The organism is Agromyces binzhouensis, assembly GCF_042672355.1.
GTDB lineage: Bacteria > Actinomycetota > Actinomycetes > Actinomycetales > Microbacteriaceae > Agromyces > Agromyces binzhouensis.
The window spans coordinates 174729-195920 of the sequence record NZ_JBHXVJ010000003.1 but is presented as its reverse complement, the minus strand read 5'-3'; the positions used below and the strand labels follow the sequence as shown (position 1 = coordinate 195920).

General features: G+C 66.0%; 17 protein-coding genes. 7 read left to right on the top strand and 10 right to left on the bottom strand.

Annotated elements, in window-relative coordinates; all coding sequences use genetic code 11:
- The first annotated feature begins 521 nt into the window (after nucleotides 1-521).
- A complete protein-coding gene (locus ACFVHK_RS06760) occupies nucleotides 522-1376 on the top strand; it encodes an HAD-IIB family hydrolase (protein WP_376928135.1) in 855 nt (284 codons plus the stop codon).
- Between the two features lie 245 nt (nucleotides 1377-1621).
- Here the strand turns inward: ACFVHK_RS06760 and ACFVHK_RS06755 are convergent, their stop codons facing one another.
- From ACFVHK_RS06755 to ACFVHK_RS06725, 7 genes are all read right to left on the bottom strand, one after another.
- Complete coding sequence (locus ACFVHK_RS06755; RefSeq protein WP_376928134.1) at nucleotides 1622-3139, bottom strand: aldehyde dehydrogenase family protein; 1518 nt, start codon at nucleotides 3137-3139, stop codon at nucleotides 1622-1624.
- A gap of 11 nt (nucleotides 3140-3150) precedes the next feature.
- Entirely contained in the window at nucleotides 3151-4290 is a 1140-nt protein-coding gene (locus ACFVHK_RS06750) for an iron-containing alcohol dehydrogenase family protein (protein WP_376928133.1), read from the bottom strand.
- On the bottom strand, nucleotides 4287-5072 hold the full coding sequence (locus tag ACFVHK_RS06745; RefSeq protein WP_376928132.1) for an enoyl-CoA hydratase/isomerase family protein: 786 nt from the start codon (nucleotides 5070-5072) through the stop codon (nucleotides 4287-4289). Before ACFVHK_RS06745 ends, ACFVHK_RS06750 begins: the two co-directional genes overlap by 4 nt.
- Nucleotides 5069-6637, bottom strand: a complete 1569-nt coding sequence (locus tag ACFVHK_RS06740; RefSeq protein ID WP_376928131.1) for an acyl CoA:acetate/3-ketoacid CoA transferase — start codon at nucleotides 6635-6637, stop codon at nucleotides 5069-5071. The genes ACFVHK_RS06745 and ACFVHK_RS06740 overlap by 4 nt, the downstream gene beginning before the upstream one ends.
- Nucleotides 6638-6739: 102 nt before the next feature.
- Nucleotides 6740-7669 (bottom strand): sugar kinase, encoded by a 930-nt coding sequence (locus ACFVHK_RS06735; protein ID WP_376928130.1) that lies wholly within the window; start codon nucleotides 7667-7669, stop codon nucleotides 6740-6742.
- A 17-nt stretch (nucleotides 7670-7686) separates the two neighbouring features.
- On the bottom strand, nucleotides 7687-8319 hold the full coding sequence (locus tag ACFVHK_RS06730; RefSeq protein ID WP_376928129.1) for a bifunctional 4-hydroxy-2-oxoglutarate aldolase/2-dehydro-3-deoxy-phosphogluconate aldolase: 633 nt from the start codon (nucleotides 8317-8319) through the stop codon (nucleotides 7687-7689).
- Between the two features lie 5 nt (nucleotides 8320-8324).
- Entirely contained in the window at nucleotides 8325-9485 is a 1161-nt protein-coding gene (locus tag ACFVHK_RS06725; protein WP_376928128.1) for a glycosyl hydrolase, read from the bottom strand.
- Between the two features lie 131 nt (nucleotides 9486-9616).
- On the opposite strand from ACFVHK_RS06725, the gene ACFVHK_RS06720 reads away from it, so the two are divergent.
- From ACFVHK_RS06720 to ACFVHK_RS06695, 6 genes are all read left to right on the top strand, one after another.
- Nucleotides 9617-10393 (top strand): IclR family transcriptional regulator, encoded by a 777-nt coding sequence (locus ACFVHK_RS06720; RefSeq protein ID WP_376928127.1) that lies wholly within the window; start codon nucleotides 9617-9619, stop codon nucleotides 10391-10393.
- Between the two features lie 131 nt (nucleotides 10394-10524).
- Nucleotides 10525-11607 (top strand): substrate-binding domain-containing protein, encoded by a 1083-nt coding sequence (locus ACFVHK_RS06715; protein ID WP_376928126.1) that lies wholly within the window; start codon nucleotides 10525-10527, stop codon nucleotides 11605-11607.
- A gap of 50 nt (nucleotides 11608-11657) precedes the next feature.
- Nucleotides 11658-12458, top strand: coding sequence for an ATP-binding cassette domain-containing protein (locus tag ACFVHK_RS06710; protein WP_376928320.1), 801 nt, complete (start codon nucleotides 11658-11660; stop codon nucleotides 12456-12458).
- Nucleotides 12455-13702, top strand: coding sequence for a sugar ABC transporter permease (locus tag ACFVHK_RS06705; RefSeq protein WP_376928125.1), 1248 nt, complete (start codon nucleotides 12455-12457; stop codon nucleotides 13700-13702). The genes ACFVHK_RS06710 and ACFVHK_RS06705 overlap by 4 nt, the downstream gene beginning before the upstream one ends.
- 20 nt (nucleotides 13703-13722) lie before the next feature.
- Nucleotides 13723-14511: an IclR family transcriptional regulator gene (locus tag ACFVHK_RS06700; RefSeq protein ID WP_376928124.1), complete on the top strand. Its 789-nt coding sequence runs from the start codon at nucleotides 13723-13725 to the stop codon at nucleotides 14509-14511.
- A gap of 566 nt (nucleotides 14512-15077) precedes the next feature.
- Nucleotides 15078-15719: a hypothetical protein gene (locus ACFVHK_RS06695; protein WP_376928123.1), complete on the top strand. Its 642-nt coding sequence runs from the start codon at nucleotides 15078-15080 to the stop codon at nucleotides 15717-15719.
- Between the two features lie 394 nt (nucleotides 15720-16113).
- Here the strand turns inward: ACFVHK_RS06695 and ACFVHK_RS06690 are convergent, their stop codons facing one another.
- The 3 genes from ACFVHK_RS06690 to mobF form a co-directional block, all read right to left on the bottom strand.
- Nucleotides 16114-16911, bottom strand: a complete 798-nt coding sequence (locus ACFVHK_RS06690; RefSeq protein WP_376928122.1) for a hypothetical protein — start codon at nucleotides 16909-16911, stop codon at nucleotides 16114-16116.
- Between the two features lie 39 nt (nucleotides 16912-16950).
- On the bottom strand, nucleotides 16951-17970 hold the full coding sequence (locus ACFVHK_RS06685; RefSeq protein WP_376928121.1) for a DUF3800 domain-containing protein: 1020 nt from the start codon (nucleotides 17968-17970) through the stop codon (nucleotides 16951-16953).
- A gap of 85 nt (nucleotides 17971-18055) precedes the next feature.
- A complete protein-coding gene (gene mobF, locus ACFVHK_RS06680) occupies nucleotides 18056-20728 on the bottom strand; it encodes a MobF family relaxase (protein ID WP_376928120.1) in 2673 nt (890 codons plus the stop codon).
- Between the last annotated feature and the right edge of the window lie 464 nt (nucleotides 20729-21192).

Sequence of the window (21192 nt, the reverse complement as noted above, 5' to 3'; positions counted from 1 at the left end):
CCATGCCGTCCTGCCGCGTCTCCGCGCTGCAGGATCATGTGGACTGTGCGCGGATTGTGGGCAGTGGGCACGAATGCGACCGCCCCAGCCTTACCCGGAAACGCGAAAACCCCCGGCGAACCGGGGGTTTTCATCTGTGGCTCCGACCGGCATCGATCCGGTGACCTTTCGATTTTCAGTCCGCCCCGCAGGCCCGGAAGCGCGCGTCATCACCCCGCGAGGCCAATGGAAACGCGGAAAGGACGGCCAACATGATCAGGATGGCGTTATCCCTGATCCGGCCAGTTGTGGGCAGGATGTGGGCACGCTGACGAAGTCGTTGCGGCTTGTCAGCGCGGCCCGTTCTCGGTCACGGATCGCATCGAACCATTTGCTCTGCGCCAGGGCGCTCGGCATGCGCCATTAGCGATCAGCGAACTCTTTGTTCCAGTGTTCGCACGGCAGATCCGGATGCCTCGTAGGGTCGATCACGGGTTCACAGGCGTCTCAGGGTGACCTGTCGCGAGTCTTCGGGGGCATCGATGGCAGTAGCAAGTGTCTCGCTTCTTCCCGGGCGCAGGGAGCTGACCGATCGTCCGCGGCTGGTCGCGATTGATGTGGACCACACGCTGATACGGTCCGATGGTTCGCTCGCTACGGCGACGGTGCATGCTGTGGGCGAGGCCCGGAGTGCCGGCATCGTGGTCGCGTTGGCCTCCTCCCGCCCGCCGGGCGGACTGTGGCAGTATCTGGAGCCGCTCGGGCTGATCGAGCCCGCAGCTTTCGTCGCGTTCCAGGGCGCGCTCGTGGGCACGTTCGACGCGGCCGGCAGCCTCATCGTGCACGCCACCTCACCGCTCGATGCCGGTGACGCGGCCGCGGCCGCCGCGGCTGCGAAGTCGATCGGCTTGACCACCAACTGGTACACCGCCGACGGATGGTTCGTGGATGCGTTGACCGACTCGGTGCTGCGCGAGGCGGGGATCGTGAACATGCAGCCCGAACTGGCGAGGGACGTGACGTCGCTTCCGGCTCCGTTGAAGCTGCTCTTCATCGCCGAGCGATCGGGTCAGATCGAGGCACTGGGCCCGGTGCTCCCGGCGTCGGTGACTGCCGAGATGTCCAATCCGGCCTACTTGGAAGTCACCGCTGCCGGAGTGGACAAGTCCACGGGTGTGAGGTTTGCCGCTTCCCGCAGCGGCATCGAGCTGAAGGAGGTGGTGGCCATCGGTGACGGCCGGAACGATCTCGGCCTGTTCCGCCGGGTTGGTGCCTCCATCGCGCCGGCCAACGCGGACCCGACCGTCCTCGCTGAAGCGGACTATCTGACCGCGTCGAACAACGACGACGGGGTCGCGGTCGCGCTGCGATGGCTGGCAGGCCTCGGCACTCGGTAGGCTCCAGCTTATTCACGCCGCTGCGTGTCGATCGGGCGCTGTAACGGATCGGCGGTATTCGGGTCGGTCCGGTCGGTGGGCTCGTCAGGGCGGACCGGGTCAGTCGTGGCTCGCGGCAACTTCATCATGATGGCGTGAGCTCCGGTTGCTGCCCAGTTGAGGACACCGAACGCCCGCGGAGGGCACCGGGCCGCACTCGGCGAGGAGCGCGGGGGAGACCCGCGCTCCTCGGAGTGAGATCGCGGTCAGGCCACGCCTTCCCAGTCCGTCTGGGGGAAGCTGTTGACGCGCTTGCCGGTGCGGATACTGACGCTCTTGAGCTCGGTGAACTCTTCGAAGCCGGCTTCGCCCATCTCGCGGCCGATTCCGCTCGCCTTGTAGCCTCCGAACGGCATCTGCGGAGGTGCATCGATGGTGGTGTTCACGTAGACGGTGCCGCTCTTGAGCGCCTTGGCGACATCGAGCACGGTGTCCGTGTTCTTGGACCAGATCGTGTTGGCCAGCCCGTATTGCACCCCATTGGCAAGTCCGATCGCCTCGGAGGCCGTCGTGAACCGGGTGACGCCCAGAACGGGCCCGAAGATCTCCTCCTGGAAGATCGGTGCGTCGGCCGCGACCCGATCGATGAGCGCCGGCGCCATGAACTGACCCTTGCCGAGGGCGGCATCCGACAGCGGCTGCCCGCCTGTGATGACGTCGCCGCCGTACTCCTGAGCGCCAGAGATGAAGGACTTGACTCGCTTCAGGTGCGGCGCGTGGATCAACGCTCCCAGCTGCGTCTCACGGTCCAGTGGCTGGCCGACGCGTACGCGCTGCATCCGGCGGCTGACCTCTTGGATGAATTCGTCGGCGACCGACGCGTGCACGAGCAGCCGAGGCTGTGAGACACAGCACTCACCGTTGTTGAAGGTGACGCCGTGCACCACGCCGGCCGCGGCGTCTTCGAGATCTGCGTCGGCGAACACGATGTTGGCCGCCTTGCCACCCAGCTCGAGCGACAGCTTCTTCATGTTGCCTGCCGCGGCAGCCAGGACGCGACGTCCGGTGGCAGTGGAACCGGTGAACGAGACGAGGTCGACGTCGTCTGATTCGGTGAGCGCCTGCCCGGCGCGCCCGTCGCCGACGACCAGGTTGACGACGCCGGCCGGAACTCCGGCCTGTGCGATCAGCTTGACCAGCAGGTGCGCGCTCGAGCTGGTGAACTCGGACGGCTTCACCACGGCGGTGCACCCGGCGGCGAGAGCGAACGGCAGCTTCTGGCTGAGGATCAGGGCGGGGAAGTTCCACGGGATGATGAGTCCCACGACGCCGACCGGCTCCCGCAGCACCAGACCGGTGTAGTCGGGGCCGTTCCCGGTGAACGTCTGACCCTTCATCGTCAATGCCAGTGCCGCGGCGTACCGCCATAGCCCCGCGGCGCCGCCGATGTCGCCCTCGGCGGTCGTGATCGGCTTGCCCGACTCTTCTGCGTCGAGGCGGGCCAGCTGGTCGGCATTGGCGTCGATCAGGTCGGCTACGCGGTTGAGGTAGAGCGCGCGTTCGGCGACGGACATCTTCGGCCAGGCGCCGGAGTCGAACGCCGTGCGAGCGGCGCGTACGGCAGCGGCGACTTCTGCGGAACCGCCGGCGAGGACTTGGCTGACGACTTCGTCGGTGCCGGGTGCGCGGCGGTCGATGGCCTCGTCGGCGCGGTTGGCCTCCTGATCGGCGATGATGTGCCCGATGAGGCGGGCTTCGGTCTTGGTGATGGTGGGAGTTGACACAGGCTTTCCCTTCAGAGTGCGCGACGGTAGAGGGTGACGAGATCGTCGAGAGAGGCCTCCCGAGGGTTGCCGGGAAGGTCCGCCTGCTCGAGCGCGTCGGCGGCCAGTTTCCCGATGGCGTCCTCGGGGATGTTCAGTTCGGTGAGGGTCCGGGGGACGCGGGTCTCCTCGGCGAGGCGGTGCACGGCCTCGGACGCCTTCGCGGCGGCCGCGATGTCGTCCAGCCCCGTCACGTCCTCACCGAGGGCCTGCGCGATGCGGGCGAAGCGTGCCGGGGCGGACGGGATGTTGAAGTCGATCACGTAGGGCAGGAAGAGGGCGTTGGCAGTGCCATGGTGGATTCCGAAGTGGCCGCCGATGGTGTTGGCCAGTGCATGCACGGCCCCAAGGCCGGCGTCGTGGAAGCCGATGCCGGCCATCGAGGACGCCACGAGCATCTGGTACAGCGCGTCGGGGTCACCCTTGGACGCGGCTACGAGGTTCTTGCCGATGATCTCGATCGCACCGAGGTTGATCGCGTCGGTGACCGGATTGGCGCCCTTGGCCACGTATGCCTCGATGGCGTGTGTGAGCGCGTCCATGCCGGTGGTGGCGGCGATACGGCCGGGCAGCTTCGCCACGACGCGCGGGTCCAGGATCGCGATCCGGGGGAACATCAGGTCGGAGACGATGATCATCTTGACGTTGGTCTCGTGATTGGTGATCACGGCGCCCTTCGTGACCTCCGATCCGGAGCCGACCGTGGTGGGCACCACGAGGACGGGTAGCGGCGGGGTGGTGAACTTGTCGACGCCCTCGTAGTCGGCGATGCTGCCGCCATTGGTGGCGACGACGGCGACGGCCTTGGCCACGTCGATGCTGGACCCGCCGCCGATGGCGAGGATAACGTCTGCACCGGCTGCTTCGCGGGCGGCGGAGGCAGCGGCGACCGTCTCGACATCGGGGTTGCCGACGACCTCGGAGTAGGTGTGGATGGGCAGTCCGCTACCGGCGAGCACGTCGACGACCTGCTGGTGGATGCCGGCGGCGACGATGCCCGGGTCGGTGATGATGATGACCTTGCTGCCGAGGGTGGGCAGCAGGCCCGCCGCGGTTTCCAAGGCGTCCCCGCCGAGGATCAGGTGCGGGGGAGAGGAGAAGTGTCCGCTCATGAGGTTTCTGCTTTCGTTGTGGTGGTGGACTTGCGGTTGAGGAAGGCTTTGACGGCGGCGCGCTGCTCAGGGGTCGCGCATCGCTCCCCGACGAGTTCGGCTTCGCGGCGGAGACCGTGGGCGATGCCGTGTCGGACGCCGTACAGGACTGCTTCCTTGCATGCGGCGACCGCGCCCGGAGCGTGACGGATGACCTGAGCCGCCAGCGCGACGGCGGCCGCGACGGCGTCGTCTGCGACGACGTTGACCAGCCCGTAGGAGTGGGCGGTGGCTGCGTCGATCGGGTTGCCGGTGAGAATGAGCTCGAGGGCGCGGCCTGTGCCGATCAGTCGCGGCAGGCGCTGCGTCCCGCCCCAGCCTGGCAAGTTGGCGAGGGTGATCTCGGGCTGGCCCATGCGCGCGGTGGCCGCTGCGGTGCGCAGGTCGCATGCCATCGCCAGTTCCAGGCCGCCACCGAAGGCGACACCGTTGATTGCGGCGATGGTCAGCTGCGGGAGCTCCTCGATCCGGTCGAAGACGTCCTGCCCATGGATCATCTGCCGGCGGGCCTGGTTGGCCGTGAGCCCGTGCAGTGTCGAGATGTCCGCGCCGGCGGAGAACGCGCGGTCGCCGGAGCCGGTGATGACCACGGCACGCACCTGAGGGTGCTCTCCGGCGTGGAGCCCTGCCGCGAGGTCGCCGAGCGCATCGATCGTGGGGGTGTCCAGCGCGTTGCCCTTGTCGGGGCGGTCGATGGCGGCGATCAGGATGCCGTCGTCGCGGAGCGCAGTTGCCAGGGTCACCGGGAAACCTCCTCGAGATGGGTGGGGGCGAGCGTGAGCGAGAAGTCGGCGTTGGTGAAGATGCCGGCGTCCATTTCCTTCAGGTCCGGGCTGATCGCGGGGGTGAAGCCCATGTGGGCGATCACGTCGCGGTCGACGTCGAGGCCTGGTGCAATCTCGATGAGGGTGAGTCCTTCGGCTCCGAGCTCGAACACGGCACGTTCGCTGACGTAGAGGATGTGCTTGTGCTCGGCGACGGCCAGGGACCCGCTGAAGCTGATCTGCTGTACCTTCTCGACGAACTTCCGCAGGCCGGGCTCGCCGAGCGTGATGTGCCCGATCCCGTCGAGTGTGGGCTGGGAGCCGGCGTCGAACGTGCCGACGAACACGACGCGGCGTGCGCCTTGGGAGATATTCACGAAACCGCCGATGCCGGCGACGCGACGCCCGAACTTGCTGACGTTGACGTTGCCGATCTGGTCGACCTCGGCGAAGCTCAGCACGGCGAGGTCCACGCCGCCACCGTCGTACCAGTCGAACTGGGCGCCGGCGTCGATGGAGGATTCCGCGTTGCGGGCCAGTCCGAAATCGGTGCCGCCGGCGGGGACGCCGCCCACGTGCCCCTGTTCGACGGTGAAGAGGACTTCGCCGGCGACGCCCTCTTCGGCCAGTACGGCGGCGACGCCGTCGGGCATGCCGAACCCGAGGTTGACGACCTCTCCGGCATGGACTTCCTGCGCGGCGCGGCGGGCGATGATCTTGCGCACGTTGAAGGGGATGGGCGGGATATCGACGTCCGCGCTGCGCTCTCGGGATTCCAGCACCGGATCGCGGTCGGTCGCGAACGACAGCCGCTGCGCGGGGTTGACGACGACCGCGTCCACGAGGACGCCGGGAACGCGCACCCGGTCGGCTTCGAGGTCGCCGTAGGGGACGCGGGTGCGGACCTGGGCGATCACGATCCCACCGCTGGCCTTCGCGGCCTGCGCCGCGGCGAGGGTCTCGGCGAGCAGCCCTTCCCCTTCCATGGTGAGGTTGCCGTGCTCGTCGGCGGTGGTGGCGCGTATGACGGCGACGTCGATCGGGAAGGCGGGGGTGTGGATCCAGGTCTTCCCGCCGAGTTCGATCAGCTCGTTGACGGGCTCGATGGCGGAGAGGTTCAGTCGACCGCCGTCGATGCGGGGGTCGACGAACGTGCCCAGTCCGACCTGCGAGATGGGGCCGGGGCGGCCGCCGGCGATCTCGCGGAGTAGGTGTGACAGCGTGCCCTGGGGCAGGCAGTACGCCTGGATCTTCTCGTCGGCGGCGAGCTCCTGCATGCGGCGCGACCAGGCCCAGTGACCCCCGATGACTCGGGCGGTGAGCTTCTCGTGGGCGAGGTAGTCGATCCCGTCGCCATTGCCGGAGCCCATGCCGGAGATGTGCAGCACGGTCAGCCCGGTAGGGACCGCGGTGTTCAGGAAGCGTCGTTCGATCGCGGCGAGCACGGCGCCGGGCTCGTTGACGCCTCCCCCGGATCCGTCAACGAGCAGTGTCGTGTTGCTGGGAACGAGTTCGGCTGCCTGGTCGGCGTTGAGGAACTTCATGGGATGTCTCCGTCGACTGTGGTGACGTGTCTTTCACGGTGATGGTCATGCCCGGACGCGTCATGAGGATCAGCAGTCCGTTCTTCCTGAGTGCGACCATGGTTATCTGATCACTGGCTCTGCACTGTCCAGCAGTGGCAGTTCGTGGGGGAGCGGGAGCCCCTCCCAGTCACCTTCCGCTGAACAGACGAATGCGGCAACCCGGTTCGCGAGTTGGAGGCGTTCGCGAGGTGCCGCCCCGCTGAGGAGGGCGTGAAGGTAGCCGGCGGCGAAGGCATCGCCGGCGCCGACGGTGTCGATGGCGTCGACCGGGATTCCGGGAGCCTCCACGTCTACTCCGTCCACTCGTGCGATCGCTCCGGCGGCGCCCCTCTTGAGGACGACCTGGGTTGGTCCCAGCGCTGTCAGGGCGTCGAGTTGTGCTGCCAAGTCCAGCTGGCCCGTGACGAGTTGGGCTTCGTCTTGTCCCGCCAGGACGATGTCTGCGTGCGAGGCGAGTTCGCGCAGCACCGGCACAGCGCGGTCGATGGACCACAACCTGGATCGGTAGTTGATGTCGAAGCTGACGGGTACCGAGGCCTCGTTCGCCAGTTTCACCAGGTGGGCGACGGTCGCGGCTGCGGTGTCGGAGAGGGCGGGCGTGACGCCAGTGACATGCACGAGCGCCGCGCTCGAAACGAGCCCGACGGGGATGTCGGTCGGGTTCAGTCCCGCCCCGGCGCTGCCAGACCGGAAGTAGGTGACGTGCGAGCGGCCGGGAAGCCGTCGCCCGCGGGTCATGATCGCGGTGGGTGCGCTGCCGTCGATCGTGACACGTGCGTCGACGCCTTCGCCGCGGAGCGTTCTGACGATCACGCGGCCGGCGTCGTCGTCTCCGACGCGCCCCATCCATACGCTGGGCGTTCCCAGTCTGGACAGGCCGATGGCGACGTTGGACTCCGTGCCGCCTATCGAGAACCGGTAGTGGTCGCCAAGATGCGTCTCGCCGATCCGAGATGCTGTATACAGCCCGAGGGTCTCGCCCCCGGTCATTACGTATCCCATCGCCATCAGTCGGCCTGCCGTGCTTCTGTGGCCACGTCGACGTATCGTCGGGCCCTGTCGATGATGTCGGCGGTGGATGAGTCGCTGCCGCCGACCAGGGGTCCGCCGACGCAGACGGCGGCAGCACCGGCAGCGAGCCATGGCGAGACGTCCTCGAGGCCGATGCCGCCGGAGGGCATGAATTCCAGCTCGGGGAACGGGCCGAGCAGTTGCTTCGCCAGTGCAGGGGAGGTGGCTCCGGCGGGGAAGAGTTTCACCGCGGTGGCGCCGGCGGTGAGCGCGAGGTTGATCTCGGTCGGCGTGAGAGCGCCCGGATACACGGGGATCTTCCGGGTCCGGGCCGCGGCGACGATGGCTCGATCGATATGCGGGGAGACGATGAAATCGGCTCCTCGCTCGATTGCCGACAGCGCCTGGTCGACGGACCGGACGGTGCCGACGCCGAGTTTCGCGTCGTCGGGAAGTTCATCCTGCAGTTCGGGCATCATGTCGAGCGTGCCTGGCGTGGTCATCGTCAGCTCGATCGTACGCACGCCGCCCGCGATGAGCGCAGGCACGATCCGCTGATACTCGGCTGCCCTGTCGGCGCGGATGACGGCGATGAGCGGGAGAGCGCGGAGCGCTTCGGTGACGCGCATGGGGATCAGCTCCCTATGGCGGCGACCCGGCCCCGCAGGATCCGGTGTAGAGCCTCGACGAAGTAGTAGTCGCCCCACATCACCGACTCGTCGACGCCGACCTCGTTGTGCAGATGGTAGGTCGCATGCCGCAGGACGCCCTCCCATCCCGAGCCGGGCTGGGCCAGGAAATCTGGGCCGCTGAGCTTGGCCACCAGACGGTACGCGTACCGGCGATAGCGGTCGCCACCTGGGTCGCCGATGAGGTCCGCCAGCTGGAGCAGCGCCGACGCGACGACGGCACCGGCTGACGACTCGTACGCGAACCGGGGCTGCGGGTCGTCCCAGTCGTTCGGAGGTACCAGGCGGTCGCCGGTGCGGGCGACGTAGGTGTCGGCCAGCAGGCGAGCGGTGTCCAGAAACCGGGCGTCACCGGTCCAGCTGTAGGCGGTGCCGAAGCCGTAGACGCCCCAGGCGTGTCCGCGGACCCAGCTGGAATCGGCCCGGTACCCCTGATGTGTCGCGGTGCGCTCGAACACACCCGTCTCCGGGTCGAACCAGGCCTCGTGCACACTGGTGCCGTCGCCGCGAACCAGGTAGCGACGCGTGGTCAGGGCGTGCGCGGTTGCGATTTCAGTCAGGGTCTCATCACCGCTGAGGTGCCCAGCCTGGTAGATGATGCCGATGTTCATCATCACGTCGATGAAGGTGCTGCCCGGATGGACCCAGGTGCTCAAGTACTGGCCTCGCTCATTGAATCGGCGCGCCATCGTGCGGCCGGCCTCGATGAGGACATCGCGGGTGCGCTCGCTTGGCGCGACGGCGTGCCAGCGGCCCCAGCTCGGCGTGAATAGGAAGCCGATGTCGTGGGTGCCGTCGTCTCGCTTCCGCGGCTCGAGCAGTTCGCTGTATCGCTGTGCGTGCTCGCGCCACCAGCCGGTCTCGTCGCGGTCCGCGAACAGCCACAGCAGTCCGGTGAGGAATCCGGCGGACCAGGTTGGCGCCCACGGGTCCTCCTCGAAGTGCCAGGCGCCCGCATCGGTGAACGTGGGAAACGTGCCCGGGTGCTGACTGATGAGAGCGCGGACCTGATCACGTGCCGTCTCGAACGCTGCGCCGTACAGGCCGGCTTCGCTGAGATCCAACGATGTGGTGGTGTCCTTCTCCGTGACCGCGTCCCTGCTCACAGCTTTCCTCCGCTTCATTGCGTGACCCGCGTTGATACCTACCCGAGAACGCTAAGTTGCCCACCCTCTTCCATCAATCGCTCCTCGCGAATAGGATTTACTGACTGCTAACACTCTCCAACGGAGGAGCGATGACGAATACGGCCGATTCGTCTGGCAAGTACGAGCCCCGCACTGTGCGTTCGGTCTCGCACGCGGTGGAGCTCATGCGCATCCTCGCTCGCTCGAACAGCACTGTGACCCTGAGCGTGCTCAGTCGGAAGATCGGGCTCAGCAAGCCGGCGGTGTACAAGCTGATGAACAGCCTTCTCGCGGAGGGCCTGGTGCAGCGTGACCCGACCGGCGGGTATCGATTGGGATGGACCGCATACGAGCTCGCCGGGCAGATCCCGGAGGCGCGCGACCTCGCCCGCGCCGCCCGATTCGAGATGATGGATCTGGCCGGGACGGTCCCAGGCGCGGCACTCCTCTCGGTGGCCGACAACGACGGCGTCCTGTACGTCGACCGGGAGCAGGAGGATCCGGGCTTCATTACATTGGCGACCATCGGTCACCGTTCCCCGTTGCACGCCACTGCCTCCGGCAAGGTCCTGCTGGCCGGCCTATCGGACCGCGAGATCGCCCGACTTCTTTCTGGCCCGCTGCCACCGAGCACGACAACCACGCTCACTGAGCCGCGGGCGCTCGCCACGGAGCTGACGAAGGTGCGCGTCGAGGGCTTCGCCGCCTGCTGGGGTGAGCATGAACCGACGCTCTCGAGCCTGGCCGTTCCGGTACGCGACGAATCCGGGTCGGTGCGCGCGGCCCTCGCGGTCGCGATCTCATCCGATCTCTTGCGCAGATCCTCGCCAGCGCGGATCGTGGCGCGACTGCAGAAGGCGTCGCAGGTGATCGCCAGAAGCCTCTAGTCGTTCGCGATCACAATCTACTGTTCGCTATGAGATAACACTTCTGAGCTCCGAACGTAGATGGCGAGGCTGGCTTCGCGCGAATCTGGTGCCGTCACCAAGGTGGTTGGCACTGAGTCGGAGGTAGGTCAATGAAGATTGCCACTACGAGAATTGGTGTTGCCGCAGCATCCCTCGCGATCGCGGCAACCCTGCTCACAGCATGTTCGAACGGGAGCGAGACCGGCGGAGGATCGTCTGGAGGCGGCGGGGATGCACTCTCCATCGGCCTCCTGCTGCCTGAGACCGTTGTCGCGCGGTACGAGGAGAAGGACAAGCCGTACTTCGAGGCGAAGATCGCCGAGCTCTGCCCGGACTGCGAGGTGATCTACGCCAACGCCGACTCCGACGCGAGCAAGCAGCAGCAGCAGGCTGAGTCGATGCTCACGCAGGGTGTGGACGTACTCGTGGTCGACCCCTACGATGGCGTCGCCGCAGCGAGCATCGCCCAGTCCGCCGCCGCGCAGAACGTCCCGGTCGTCTCCTACGACCGACTGATCCAGAGCGACCAGGTCACCTACAACATCTCGAACGACTACGAGAAGGTCGGACAGCTTCAGGCGCAGACCCTCGTCGACACGCTCGAGGCCGACGGCGTCACTCCGGACCAGGGCGGCATCGTGATGCTCAACGGCGCCTCCACAGACAACAACGCCGCCGCCATCAAGACGGGTGCGCTGTCGGTCATCGACGCGAGCGGCTTCGAAGTGGTGGCGGAGATCTCCACCTGGGATCCGGTCGAGGCGCAGAATTTCGTCGCCGGCCAGCTCACCAAGGGAGACCCGATCGTTGCGGTCTACTCCGCGAACGATGGCAACGCCGGCGGTGCCATCGCCGCCTACAAGGCAGCCGGGCAGCCCGTCGTTCCGATGACGGGCCTGGACGCATCGCTCGCCGGACTGCAGCAGATCGTCGCCGGCGACTTGTTCATGACCGTCTACAACTCCTTCCGGGCTGAGGCCGAGAAGGCTGCTGAGGTGGCCTACGCGCTGGCGAAGGGCGAGACCCTCGATGGTGACACCACCGTCGATGGCATCCCGTCCACGCTGCTCGAGCCCACCGCCGTGACGGTCGACAACATCGAGGACACCGTGATCGCAGACGACTTCTACACGGTTGCAGATATCTGCACCGACGAGTACGCGTCCGCCTGCCAGGCCGCCGGCCTCGAGTGATCCTCGGGCGTCGGAGGCCGGCCTGCCGGCCTCCGACGCCGAACTCATCCATGGGAGATGACGACGTGACCAACACAACTGCACCCGTCCCGCTGCTCAGTCTGCGAGGCATCAACAAGTCATTCGGAGCTGTCAGGGCGCTGACCGACATCTCCCTCGAGATCCACGCGGGCGAAGTCGTCGCCCTCGTCGGAGACAACGGCGCCGGCAAGTCGACGCTGGTGAAGGTCCTCGCCGGCGTGCACTCCGCCGACGACGGCGAGATCTTCTGGAACGGCGCGCCGACGAAGATCGAGAGTCCGGTCGATTCCCAAGAACTCGGTATCGCCACCGTCTACCAGGACCTCGCGCTGTGCGACAACCTCGACGTCGTCGCGAATCTCTTCCTCGGCCGCGAGATGAAGAAGGGCGGGCGACTTCGCGAAGACGAAATGGAGCAGAAGTCCTGGCTGCTCCTGCGCCAGCTGTCCGCTCGGATCCCGAGCGTCCGCATCGCCGTCGCGTCACTCTCGGGCGGGCAGCGGCAGACGATCGCGATCGCTCGTTCCCTCGTGGGAGAACCCTCGATCGTCCTCCTCGACGAGCCGACCGCCGCCCTCGGCGTGGCCCAGACCGCCGAAGTCCTCAACCTCGTCGAACGCCTCCGTGAGAACGGACTCGGCGTCATTCTCATCACCCACAACATGGCAGATGTCCGCGCCGTTGCGGACCGCGTCGTCGTGCTTCGCCTCGGGCGCAACAACGGCACATTCGTGACCGACGAGGTCAGCCACGAGCAGATCATCACCGCCATCACCGGCGCGGCGGACAACGTCGTCACCCGTCGCGCAGCCGCGAAGGAACAGAAATGAGCATCACCAAGACCCCCACTGAGCTGCTCGACCTGCAGGACGAGCGGCTCGCTGTCCAGCCCGGTCTCCGGGGCGAGATCCAAGGCGCATGGCGTCGCGTGCGCGGCGGTGATCTCGGCGTTCTCCCGGTCGTCGTCGGCCTGATCCTCATCGCGATCGTGTTCCAGTCGCTCAACAGGTTCTTCCTCTCCAGCGCCAACCTGGTGAACCTCACCCTCGAGTCCGCGGCGGTCGGCACAGTCGCCCTCGGTGTCGTGCTCGTGCTGCTACTCGGCCAGATCGACCTCTCGGTCGGCTCCGTCAGCGGCCTATCCGCGGCGATCCTCGCGGTCACCTTCACCCGGATGGACTGGCCGCTCCTGCTGAGCATCTCGATCGCGATCGCCGTCGGAGCGGGGATCGGCCTGATCTACGGCGCCCTATTCGTGCGGTTCGGCGTCCCGAGCTTCGTGATCACGCTCGCGGGCCTGTTGGCCATCCTCGGATTCCAGTTGTACGTCCTCGGGACCAACGGCTCGGTCAACATCCCGTTCGACTCGTGGATCGTGCAATTCGCCCAGCAGATGTTCCTCCCGCCGTGGGTCGCCTACCTGCTGGCACTGCTCGCCGGAGGCAGCTACATCTACAACGGTCTCCGACGGGCGAGCCACCGTGCATCGATGTCGCTGAGCTCGGCATCCCGCAGCGGGATCATCATCCGAGGGGTCTTGCTCACCGTCTCCCTCAGCACCCTCACCTGGTACCTCGCCCTCACGCGTGGCGTCGCAGCGATGTTCGTGTTCTTCATCGCGCTGGTCGTGCTGTTCCACTTCCTGCTCACCCGGACCTCGTGGGGACGCGACGTCTTCGCCATCGGCGGCAACGTCGAGGCCGCCCGCCGGGCCGGCATCCGGGTGAACCGTACGTATATCTCCGTGTTCATCCTGTGCTCCACGCTCGCGGCGGTCGGCGGCATCCTCGCCGCCGCGCGGCTCGCATCGGCCAACCCGAGCAGTGGCGGCGGCGATACCAACCTGAACGCCATCGCCGCGGCAGTCATCGGCGGTACGAGCCTGTTCGGTGGACGAGGGTCGGCCTACTCGGCACTGCTGGGCATCATCGTCATCTCGGCGATCTCGTCGGGACTGACGCTGTTGAGCCTGGATTCGTCGATTCGCTTCATGATCACCGGCGCAGTGCTGCTGGTGGCGGTCATAATCGATTCTGTATCCCGTCGTTCCCGTGTCGCGCACGGGCAGGCGTAGCGCAACGAGACGAGCAACGCATGATCACACCTGACCCGGATCCGTCGTCGCCCCGGACGGTACAGTCGGTGACTCGTGCGGTCACCCTGCTCAAGGAGATCGCCCGAACGCCGCAGCCGAGCTCACTCAGCGACCTCGCCCGCGCCGCGGGCCTGAGTAAGCCGGCCGTCTACAACCTGCTGAAGACGCTCGAGGTCGAAGGGCTGGTTCGCAAAGACAACGACGCCCGGTACACGCTCACCTGGGGCATGTACGAGCTCGGCACCGCGGTGCTGCGAGGGGTCGACGTCAGCCGTGTCGCGCGCGTCCACCTCGACAACCTCGCGGTGCAGACCGGTGAAGCGGCTCTGCTCGCAATACTGGACGATGATTCCGTCCTCTACCTCGATCGCGGGCAGTCCGCAGAGACCTTCACCATGGTCGCCAACGTGGGCAGGCGGTCACCGCTGCACACCAACGCATCCGGCAAGGTGCTGCTCGCTGGTCAGTCGCCGATGTTCATCGATCGGATCCTCTCCGGAACCCTCGAGCAGCGCACACCGCGCACGGTCGTGGATCGGCGAGATCTCCTTCTCCAGCTCGAGCAGGTTCGACGCAACGGGTACGCGATCTGCGAGGAGGAGCAGGAAGTCGGGCTCTCGAGCATCGCTGTCCCTGTGCTCGACCACACCGGCGGCGTTACCGCCGCGCTGACCATCGCGGGTCCGGCCTCCCGAGTGAACGACCGTGCGTGGGACAGCCTTGTGAGCAAGCTCCGCAAGGAAGCGAAGGAGATCAGCGAGCAGCTTGGGTCGACGACGGTTGCATGACGGCCGCCGCCTCAGACGAGTAGACGAACGCCTCGCCTCGTCGTGGAACCTGGACGAGCCCGCGACATCGGCTGGAGTGATTACCTTGGGCACGCGTCGGCCGCCATGGCGCTCGACGACGACGCGGTCCTCTTCGAGAACCACTCAGACGCCGTGGCCGGTGCCCTGAACCCACACGGGATCACGCAGATCGGTCGTGAGTTGTGGGCAGTGGGCACGGAGTCTGCCGAATCGCCCTCATCCGGAAACGCGAAAACCCCCGGCGGACCGGGGGTTTTCATCTGTGGCTCCGACCGGCATCGATCCGGTGACCTTTCGATTTTCAGTGAGCCTGGGCGGTTTTCGCTCAGTTCTTGTGGATGCGATATCGCGCTGATCAGGGATTCTTCGAAACAGTCACAGTTGGTTTCAGATGGTTTTCGCGCATCTAATGGCACATTAATGGCACAAACAGCGGTGGTGAGGTGCGGACGGGCTCACGAATATGGGGTGGCAGAACACGCTTGGCGGCAAGTTCAGGAACAGCTCCGGAGTTGAGACATCGGCCTGCATGAGAGGCTCTCACCATGTCCGAGTTCGTCACTAACCCGCACGGACGGTTGCTCGTGCCCACCTACCATGCCATCGCGCCGCACGGCACAGGTCGGCTGTTGGTCGCTGGGGAAGGGGAGTGGGGCAACAGGTGCGAGGCCGGGCACCGGTTCGCTCGTCCGCGCGCCACACCAGAGGACCCAGTAGACATCTGCACCTGCGGTAAGTATCTCTCGGAAGAGCTCGCTATCCTCCCCGAGGACGCGACCCTCTTGGAGGACCCGAATGAGGCGTTCGATCGTAACTGGTGGCATGTCAGCCACAGCGCCGCACTGGCGCTGGATCCCGACCAGCCCGTTCATCTTGGTTCACGCGAGGCTGCGGACGATCGCGCAAACCTCAAGAACTATGCGCGCGAGAATCACGGCAAGTCCTTCGACCTTCACCTCTACAAGATCCGTCTAAAGGGAAGCGCCCGAATTCACCCAGACGTCCTCGTTGAGAGGCCAGGTCAGTCTTCGGACCACACGCATGCACTCTCGCTGCTTTCCGATTGGGACGTGGTGCGATACGTAAATGGAACTGAGGCGCCAGGATCCATCTCGCTCGTCGTCAACGCTCGAGCCGTTGAGAACATGGATCTCGAGATTCGCGACTACCTCAGGCGCGAGGTTTGAGAGGCCTGAAATTCTTTGGGCCTACCGGCGCGGCATTTCTCAAGGCGCCGCGCTCCGCAAGCGCTTCGATAGCTATCTCGACATGTCCCGAAAGGTAGGCTTCGGCTCTCTCTCTCTCTCTCTCTCTCTCTCTCTCTCTCTCGACAATCGTTCCGGACAGTGCAGCCAGTAGTGCGGCGCCATCGTGACCTGTGCCATGCCGGGCAACTCGCGTAGCCGACCCGGCCGTCACGCCGCATCGCGATCGTGCGACTTGGCGGATCACATGATCTGCAATCCGTCGACGACTCGTTCGCCGAGCGTGAGTCGAGCGGTGCCGAAGGGTCGGCGTACTCGGCATCCTTTTCGGGGTCGTAGCCGCCGATGGCGCGCCGCGTCCAGTGGTCGGCCGGTTTCACTCCGGCCATTCGAACTGGGTTGGCGAGTTCGCGTGGAAAGCCTCAGGGATCCGGTCCGCGATCTCACGCGAAACCCCATCCTGGATGAGCAGATCTCGAGTGGTCATCACAATCAGAAACTGAATCAACTGATGTGCTTCGAGATCCCCGTCCATGGGCGATGGCTCGCCGCTCGCCAGGTGCTTGTCGTCAAACGTCGGCGCATATTGGCCTGCGAGCGATCCGGATGGGTGAGCCGATTTCGTCTCCTCCCTCCACATGGCGTAGAGCGACCAGGGCTCGACCTCCGTCGCCTTCACCGCCGCATCCAGTTTTCGGGTCTGCTCTTGCAATGCCCCCTTCGTCGGGGAGAGGAGTTCGAACTCGTTCATCTCCGTGGGGTCGAAATCGACAGTTTGACCTAGCGAACTCAGATAGCCAAGCGTCGAGTTCGTGTCTTTCCGATCCTTTTCAAGCATGATGTCTACAGCTTGTCGCCGCTCATCTCGAGAGAGGCTAGCCAGCCAAAGGAGTCGTATAGCAGCTTCCAGAACGAGTCGTCGATTCGGTGCGGCGGAGGCTGCATTACCCGCAGCGGTAAGCATGGCAACGACTTTGCTCTGTGCGGCTGCTGCCCGACATATTCCGACTACGACCTGGGGAACCCGGTCCTTGAGCACGATGTCACCCACATCGACAGCTATAACAGCATCAGCTGCGCGACCTACACGTTCTGCATTCTTGACGTGTGTGGGTCGACTCCGTTCCGCCTGACGCTTACGTTTTGCTTGTTTGCCGCTCATGTCATCACCCACGCCTGGCCGAGCGTGGAGATACCCGAGAGCACAACGCGCTTACGCCGCGCGGCCGGCAAGGCTTTCCCACGACGCATCATCGCCCCAGATACTGTTTGGGTCGACGAATGGCTGAATCTGGTCGATGAGTTGATCCGTGCCGCCCGCTAGCGCGTCAATAGCGATCACGCGGCCCACTCCAGCGAATAGGTCTGCAACCTGAATTCGGGAGTCAGACTTTGAGTCAACCATCGTCACGCTTTGGAGCGTGACCGGGGAAACGCTGAACCCGGCGACGCTCGGCTCGGCCAATCCTCGCTTTATCGTCTGAATTCGCTCAGCGGTAAGTAGTGATGTCTCATCGTGAACGATGCGAACGGGCAGCCCAGAACGTTCCTGCCACGTGCGCGCGACTGTCGCGAGGGCGGCGAACGTAGGGTCAAGGGCGAGGTATTCAACAGACGTCGTTTTCGTGTCGGCTATCAGGTTGGCGGCCTCGCTTCGCCCTGCATGAACGAGTCTCAGGATGAGAGCCAGCTTGCCGGTCGCGTTTCCTCTCAACGTTTCGAGAGTGCTGTAGAACTCTTCCAGAGTAGCTTTGCTGCCTGACCTCACGGCGGCTCGAAGCATCGTATTGAACTCGTCAACGCCCGTATCCCATGGGCTTCCGAGTTGAGCCGGCGCATCCACAAAGAGGGTGTGCGCCATCTGACGCGCTTTCCCATTGCGATAAAGGTCATGCCCACGTTCATGGAGCACGGGCTCGACGAGCATGTCGATGATCTTCCCGCAGGCAAAGTACTGCTTGTCCGTGAAATGAATGTTCACGTTCCCTGCGAACTGTGGCTCCTCGAGGAACCACTCCAATACATCGCGGTTTGTCGGCTTTAGTAGAACGCTGCTCTTCAGCTCGCCTGCTTTCGCGCCGGTACGGGCTCGTACTTCGTCCATCACGGCTTCGGCGGCTGCGGACGAAATGTTCACACCGGCGTGGGCGAAGACGCGGCTACCAGCTCGGCTGAGGTTCTCCCCTTCATTGCCTGACTCGTCGCAAGCCACTTCAACATACTCAGTTGCCATGATTCTCCGGATCTGTTCAGCGAGCCAAAGGTCACCGTAGCTCACGGCTCATGCGTTCGCTGAGCAATCCGGAACAGCGCGGTTCTCAGAAGGTGATGGTGGGTCCTCTGGCTCTCCGCCCATCAGCGGTTCCGAAATGAGCAGGGTCGGTCGGTCGCGAAGACGCAGAGCTGGATGTGAGTCCACGCACAGACTCTTGTGCTGCGGTTGTCGCTTTCGCGAGCCCGCGATCGGCGCGATCGCGCTCCGCTGCGAGCACGAACTGCGCACGGGCATCGTACACGTCTGCTGCCACGAGATGTATGCGGTTCACGCTCCGCCCGCGCGTCATTCCTACGTAGACACCCGCTGCACCCATCGCATCGTCAACCACCGTGTCTGACTCGTCCACTGTCATGCCCTGCACGCCGTGGGCCGTGGCGGCGTACGCGAGATGCGCGTGTTCGGCGACGTAGTCCGCTGGCAGCAGCACAGATCTATGCCGATGGCCGGCGGCATCTTCGCTCGCCCACACCGCGCCATCCTCACCCACGCTCCGAACGACCCACACCTGGCGATTTGCCACCCGCAAGCCCGAGTCGTTCCGCCGCGTCTGAATCACATCGCCGCGCCCGATGCTCAGCCCATCGCTCCCGGTCACCGTGCGGCTGTCATCGACATCGCCGGCTCGCACCCGCTCCTCGCGAATCCGCGCATTCAACTCGCGCGCCTCGTCGTTCGTCGCAACGGTCATCGCGCAACCCTCGCGCCACTCCCGCGCGAGCGCCTCGAGCTGCGCATCCGGGCTTTCATGAATCGCGACGAGCCCGAGTTCGCAGAGCCGATCGAAGACCGCCTCCGGATTGTCCCCGCGCCGCACTTGCACGGTGAGCGCGGCGTACTCGGGGTCGACGAATCGGTGCACGGCCGTCATGCGGTGCAGGCGGGGGAGCAGCTGCGCGGCCAAATCGAGCACGCCACCGCGGCCGACTGCCGAGAGCTGCGCACGGTCGCCGACCAGGGCGACCGTGGCGCCGGCCCCATCGGCGATGGTCAGCAGCGCGAGCGCGGTGTCCTGGTCGAGCATTCCAGCCTCGTCGACGACGATTCGCTCGCCTCGGCGCAATCGAGCGGATGCCGCAGGGCCGGCGTACACGGCACTCGTATCGGGGTCGTGGTCGCCGATGGTGAGCCGCGTCCACACACCGTCGCGATTCCACCGCCACCCGTGCTCGTGCACGAGCTTGGCGACGCTGTCGGCCGCAACCCCGAGCTCCTGGTGCGCAACGTCGGCCGCCTTCTTCGTCGGCGTGACCACCCGGGTCTTGCGACCCTGCATCGCCGCCGCCTTGATCGCAGCGGCGAGCATCGTCGTCTTGCCCGCGCCGGCCGCACCCTCCACGACGACGAGCGCTTGAGCGGATGCCACGGCCGCAGCCGCGCGCGTCTGTGCCGGGTCGAGTCGGAGTCGCTGCGCAATGCGCGAAAGGTCCGGCGTGCGCACCTGCTGCTGCTCGGCCCGGGCCGTGAACAGATCACGCAGCCGGGTCTCGACGGCGATGACGTGCGCGCTCGTGAGGTGCGCGACGTGTTCAGGGTGCGGCCCGTTCGGCGGCAGCACCGACAGGCAGTTCTCCTCGGCCAGGTGCGTGGCGAGAGTGACGAACTCGCGCAGCGGCGTCGGTTCGGCACGCACGCCGGCCTCGGTCACGAGGTGCGACACGTGCTCCTGGATGTCGTGCACCGTCCACGTCGACGCGGCGGCCGCGCATCGATCGAGCGCGCGGGATGCGAAATCCTGCACGCTCAGCTCATCGAGCGCGACGGCCCGTTGCGCCCGCACGCGTTCGAGATCAGGTCGATAGCCGGATGCCTCGAGCTCGCGCCGCCACGCGTCCTCGCTGCCGAGCTGGGTCGGCTTCTTGTGCGGCCGCTCGTGATCCCACGCCATCACGGTCAGCCGCGATATCGCGGCGGGTCCGGGTTCCTGGTCCGGATGCGCCGCGCGCCAGTCCTTCTCGAAGTGCGCAAGGTTGCGCGCGACTTGCTCGGCACGCTTGCTCATCGCCGCGTTGAACGGCTGCAGTTCGGTGACCTCTGCCGTCACCGGGTCGAGCGTGAGGCCGTGCGCGTCGAGCGCGGCCGCGAGCTGCGGGTGCGCCGCGATCACCGCGGTGCCGAGCGCGCGGATCGCGCCTTGCTGCCGGAACAGGGCCGCGGTGTCGAGACCTCGCCACGCGGCATCCGCCCACACGCGTGTGCCGATCTGGAAGTGGATGTGCCGGTGCGGGTCGCCCGCCCGCGAGGTCTTGTGCGAGACCGCGACCGTCTCGAGTTGCTCGACCGGCACCACCCGCTGCGCCCCGCGCGGGCCGACCCGCGTGACCGAGTGCTGGCCGAGCCAAACGCGGATCTCGGCGACCGCGTCGCGCTGCGCCGCATCGAGGGCATCGGATACCTCGGGGTGCAGCGCCGCGGCGATCGACAGTGACTTCGGCGCGTTGACGACCATCTCGGCGAACCGCGGCGATCCATGGCGCGCGTCGCCGGCGTGGCGGGGCGTGCCCATCGATTCGCCGGTGAGCGGGTTGATCCAGTCGACCCATTGGGCGTACTGGTCGGGGGTGAGTGCGCCCTCGCCGATCAGGTCACCGTTGCCATCAACGACGGAGAACTCGGCCAGCGTCGTGCCGCCCTCGAGGTAGTAGTCGTCGGCGCGAGAGCGATCGGACTCGAGGTACCGGCGCGCGTCGGCCCCGGAACCTCGGTACAGGATCACTCCACCGCGCATCGCCTTCCTCCGAGCTAGCTCAGGTTCTTGCAACTACCTACGGTAGCATACGTCCATTCATGTTGGGGTGAAGTGGCGGAGGTGAGAATGGAGGAGCCGGAGTCAAAGCATTGTTGGGCGGTCGTCGGCCTTCGGGTTGGCTGGTGCGGTGGTCGGGTTCGCGCTTGGCCGTCGCGGTCGAGCGCGAAGAATGATCCCCATGCGGGCATTGCACGCAAGTGGTGCCTATGCGAGCTGTGCTGTGAGTTCGCCTCTCGTGCTCCATGAGGTCGGGCGATTGCTGGTGTGATCGGCAGCAAGAGCGCTCGTCGGCTCAGCTTTTCGTTGCCACTGCCGTCGGGAGATGTCTTCAGAATCATGCCCAGCGCGATGAGCTCCTTCGCCGCGGTAGGTTCACTGCGCGCCGAACGCACACCGACCAGAGCCAGAACTGCTGCCGCGGCAGACAAGCC

Bases quoted from the DNA above. Each gene is read 5' to 3' on its own strand.
- ACFVHK_RS06685 (WP_376928121.1), bottom strand. From the start codon at position 17,970: ATGGCAACTGAGTATGTTGAAGTGGCTTGCGACGAGTCAGGCAATGAA.
- ACFVHK_RS06710 (WP_376928320.1), top strand. From the start codon at position 11,658: ATGGGAGATGACGACGTGACCAACACAACTGCACCCGTCCCGCTGCTC.
- ACFVHK_RS06750 (WP_376928133.1), bottom strand. From the start codon at position 4,290: ATGAGCGGACACTTCTCCTCTCCCCCGCACCTGATCCTCGGCGGGGAC.
- ACFVHK_RS06760 (WP_376928135.1), top strand. From the start codon at position 522: ATGGCAGTAGCAAGTGTCTCGCTTCTTCCCGGGCGCAGGGAGCTGACC.
- ACFVHK_RS06740 (WP_376928131.1), bottom strand. From the start codon at position 6,637: ATGAAGTTCCTCAACGCCGACCAGGCAGCCGAACTCGTTCCCAGCAAC.
- ACFVHK_RS06705 (WP_376928125.1), top strand. From the start codon at position 12,455: ATGAGCATCACCAAGACCCCCACTGAGCTGCTCGACCTGCAGGACGAG.
- ACFVHK_RS06735 (WP_376928130.1), bottom strand. From the start codon at position 7,669: ATGACCGGGGGCGAGACCCTCGGGCTGTATACAGCATCTCGGATCGGC.
- ACFVHK_RS06730 (WP_376928129.1), bottom strand. From the start codon at position 8,319: ATGCGCGTCACCGAAGCGCTCCGCGCTCTCCCGCTCATCGCCGTCATC.
- ACFVHK_RS06715 (WP_376928126.1), top strand. From the start codon at position 10,525: ATGAAGATTGCCACTACGAGAATTGGTGTTGCCGCAGCATCCCTCGCG.
- ACFVHK_RS06695 (WP_376928123.1), top strand. From the start codon at position 15,078: ATGTCCGAGTTCGTCACTAACCCGCACGGACGGTTGCTCGTGCCCACC.
- ACFVHK_RS06720 (WP_376928127.1), top strand. From the start codon at position 9,617: ATGACGAATACGGCCGATTCGTCTGGCAAGTACGAGCCCCGCACTGTG.
- ACFVHK_RS06700 (WP_376928124.1), top strand. From the start codon at position 13,723: ATGATCACACCTGACCCGGATCCGTCGTCGCCCCGGACGGTACAGTCG.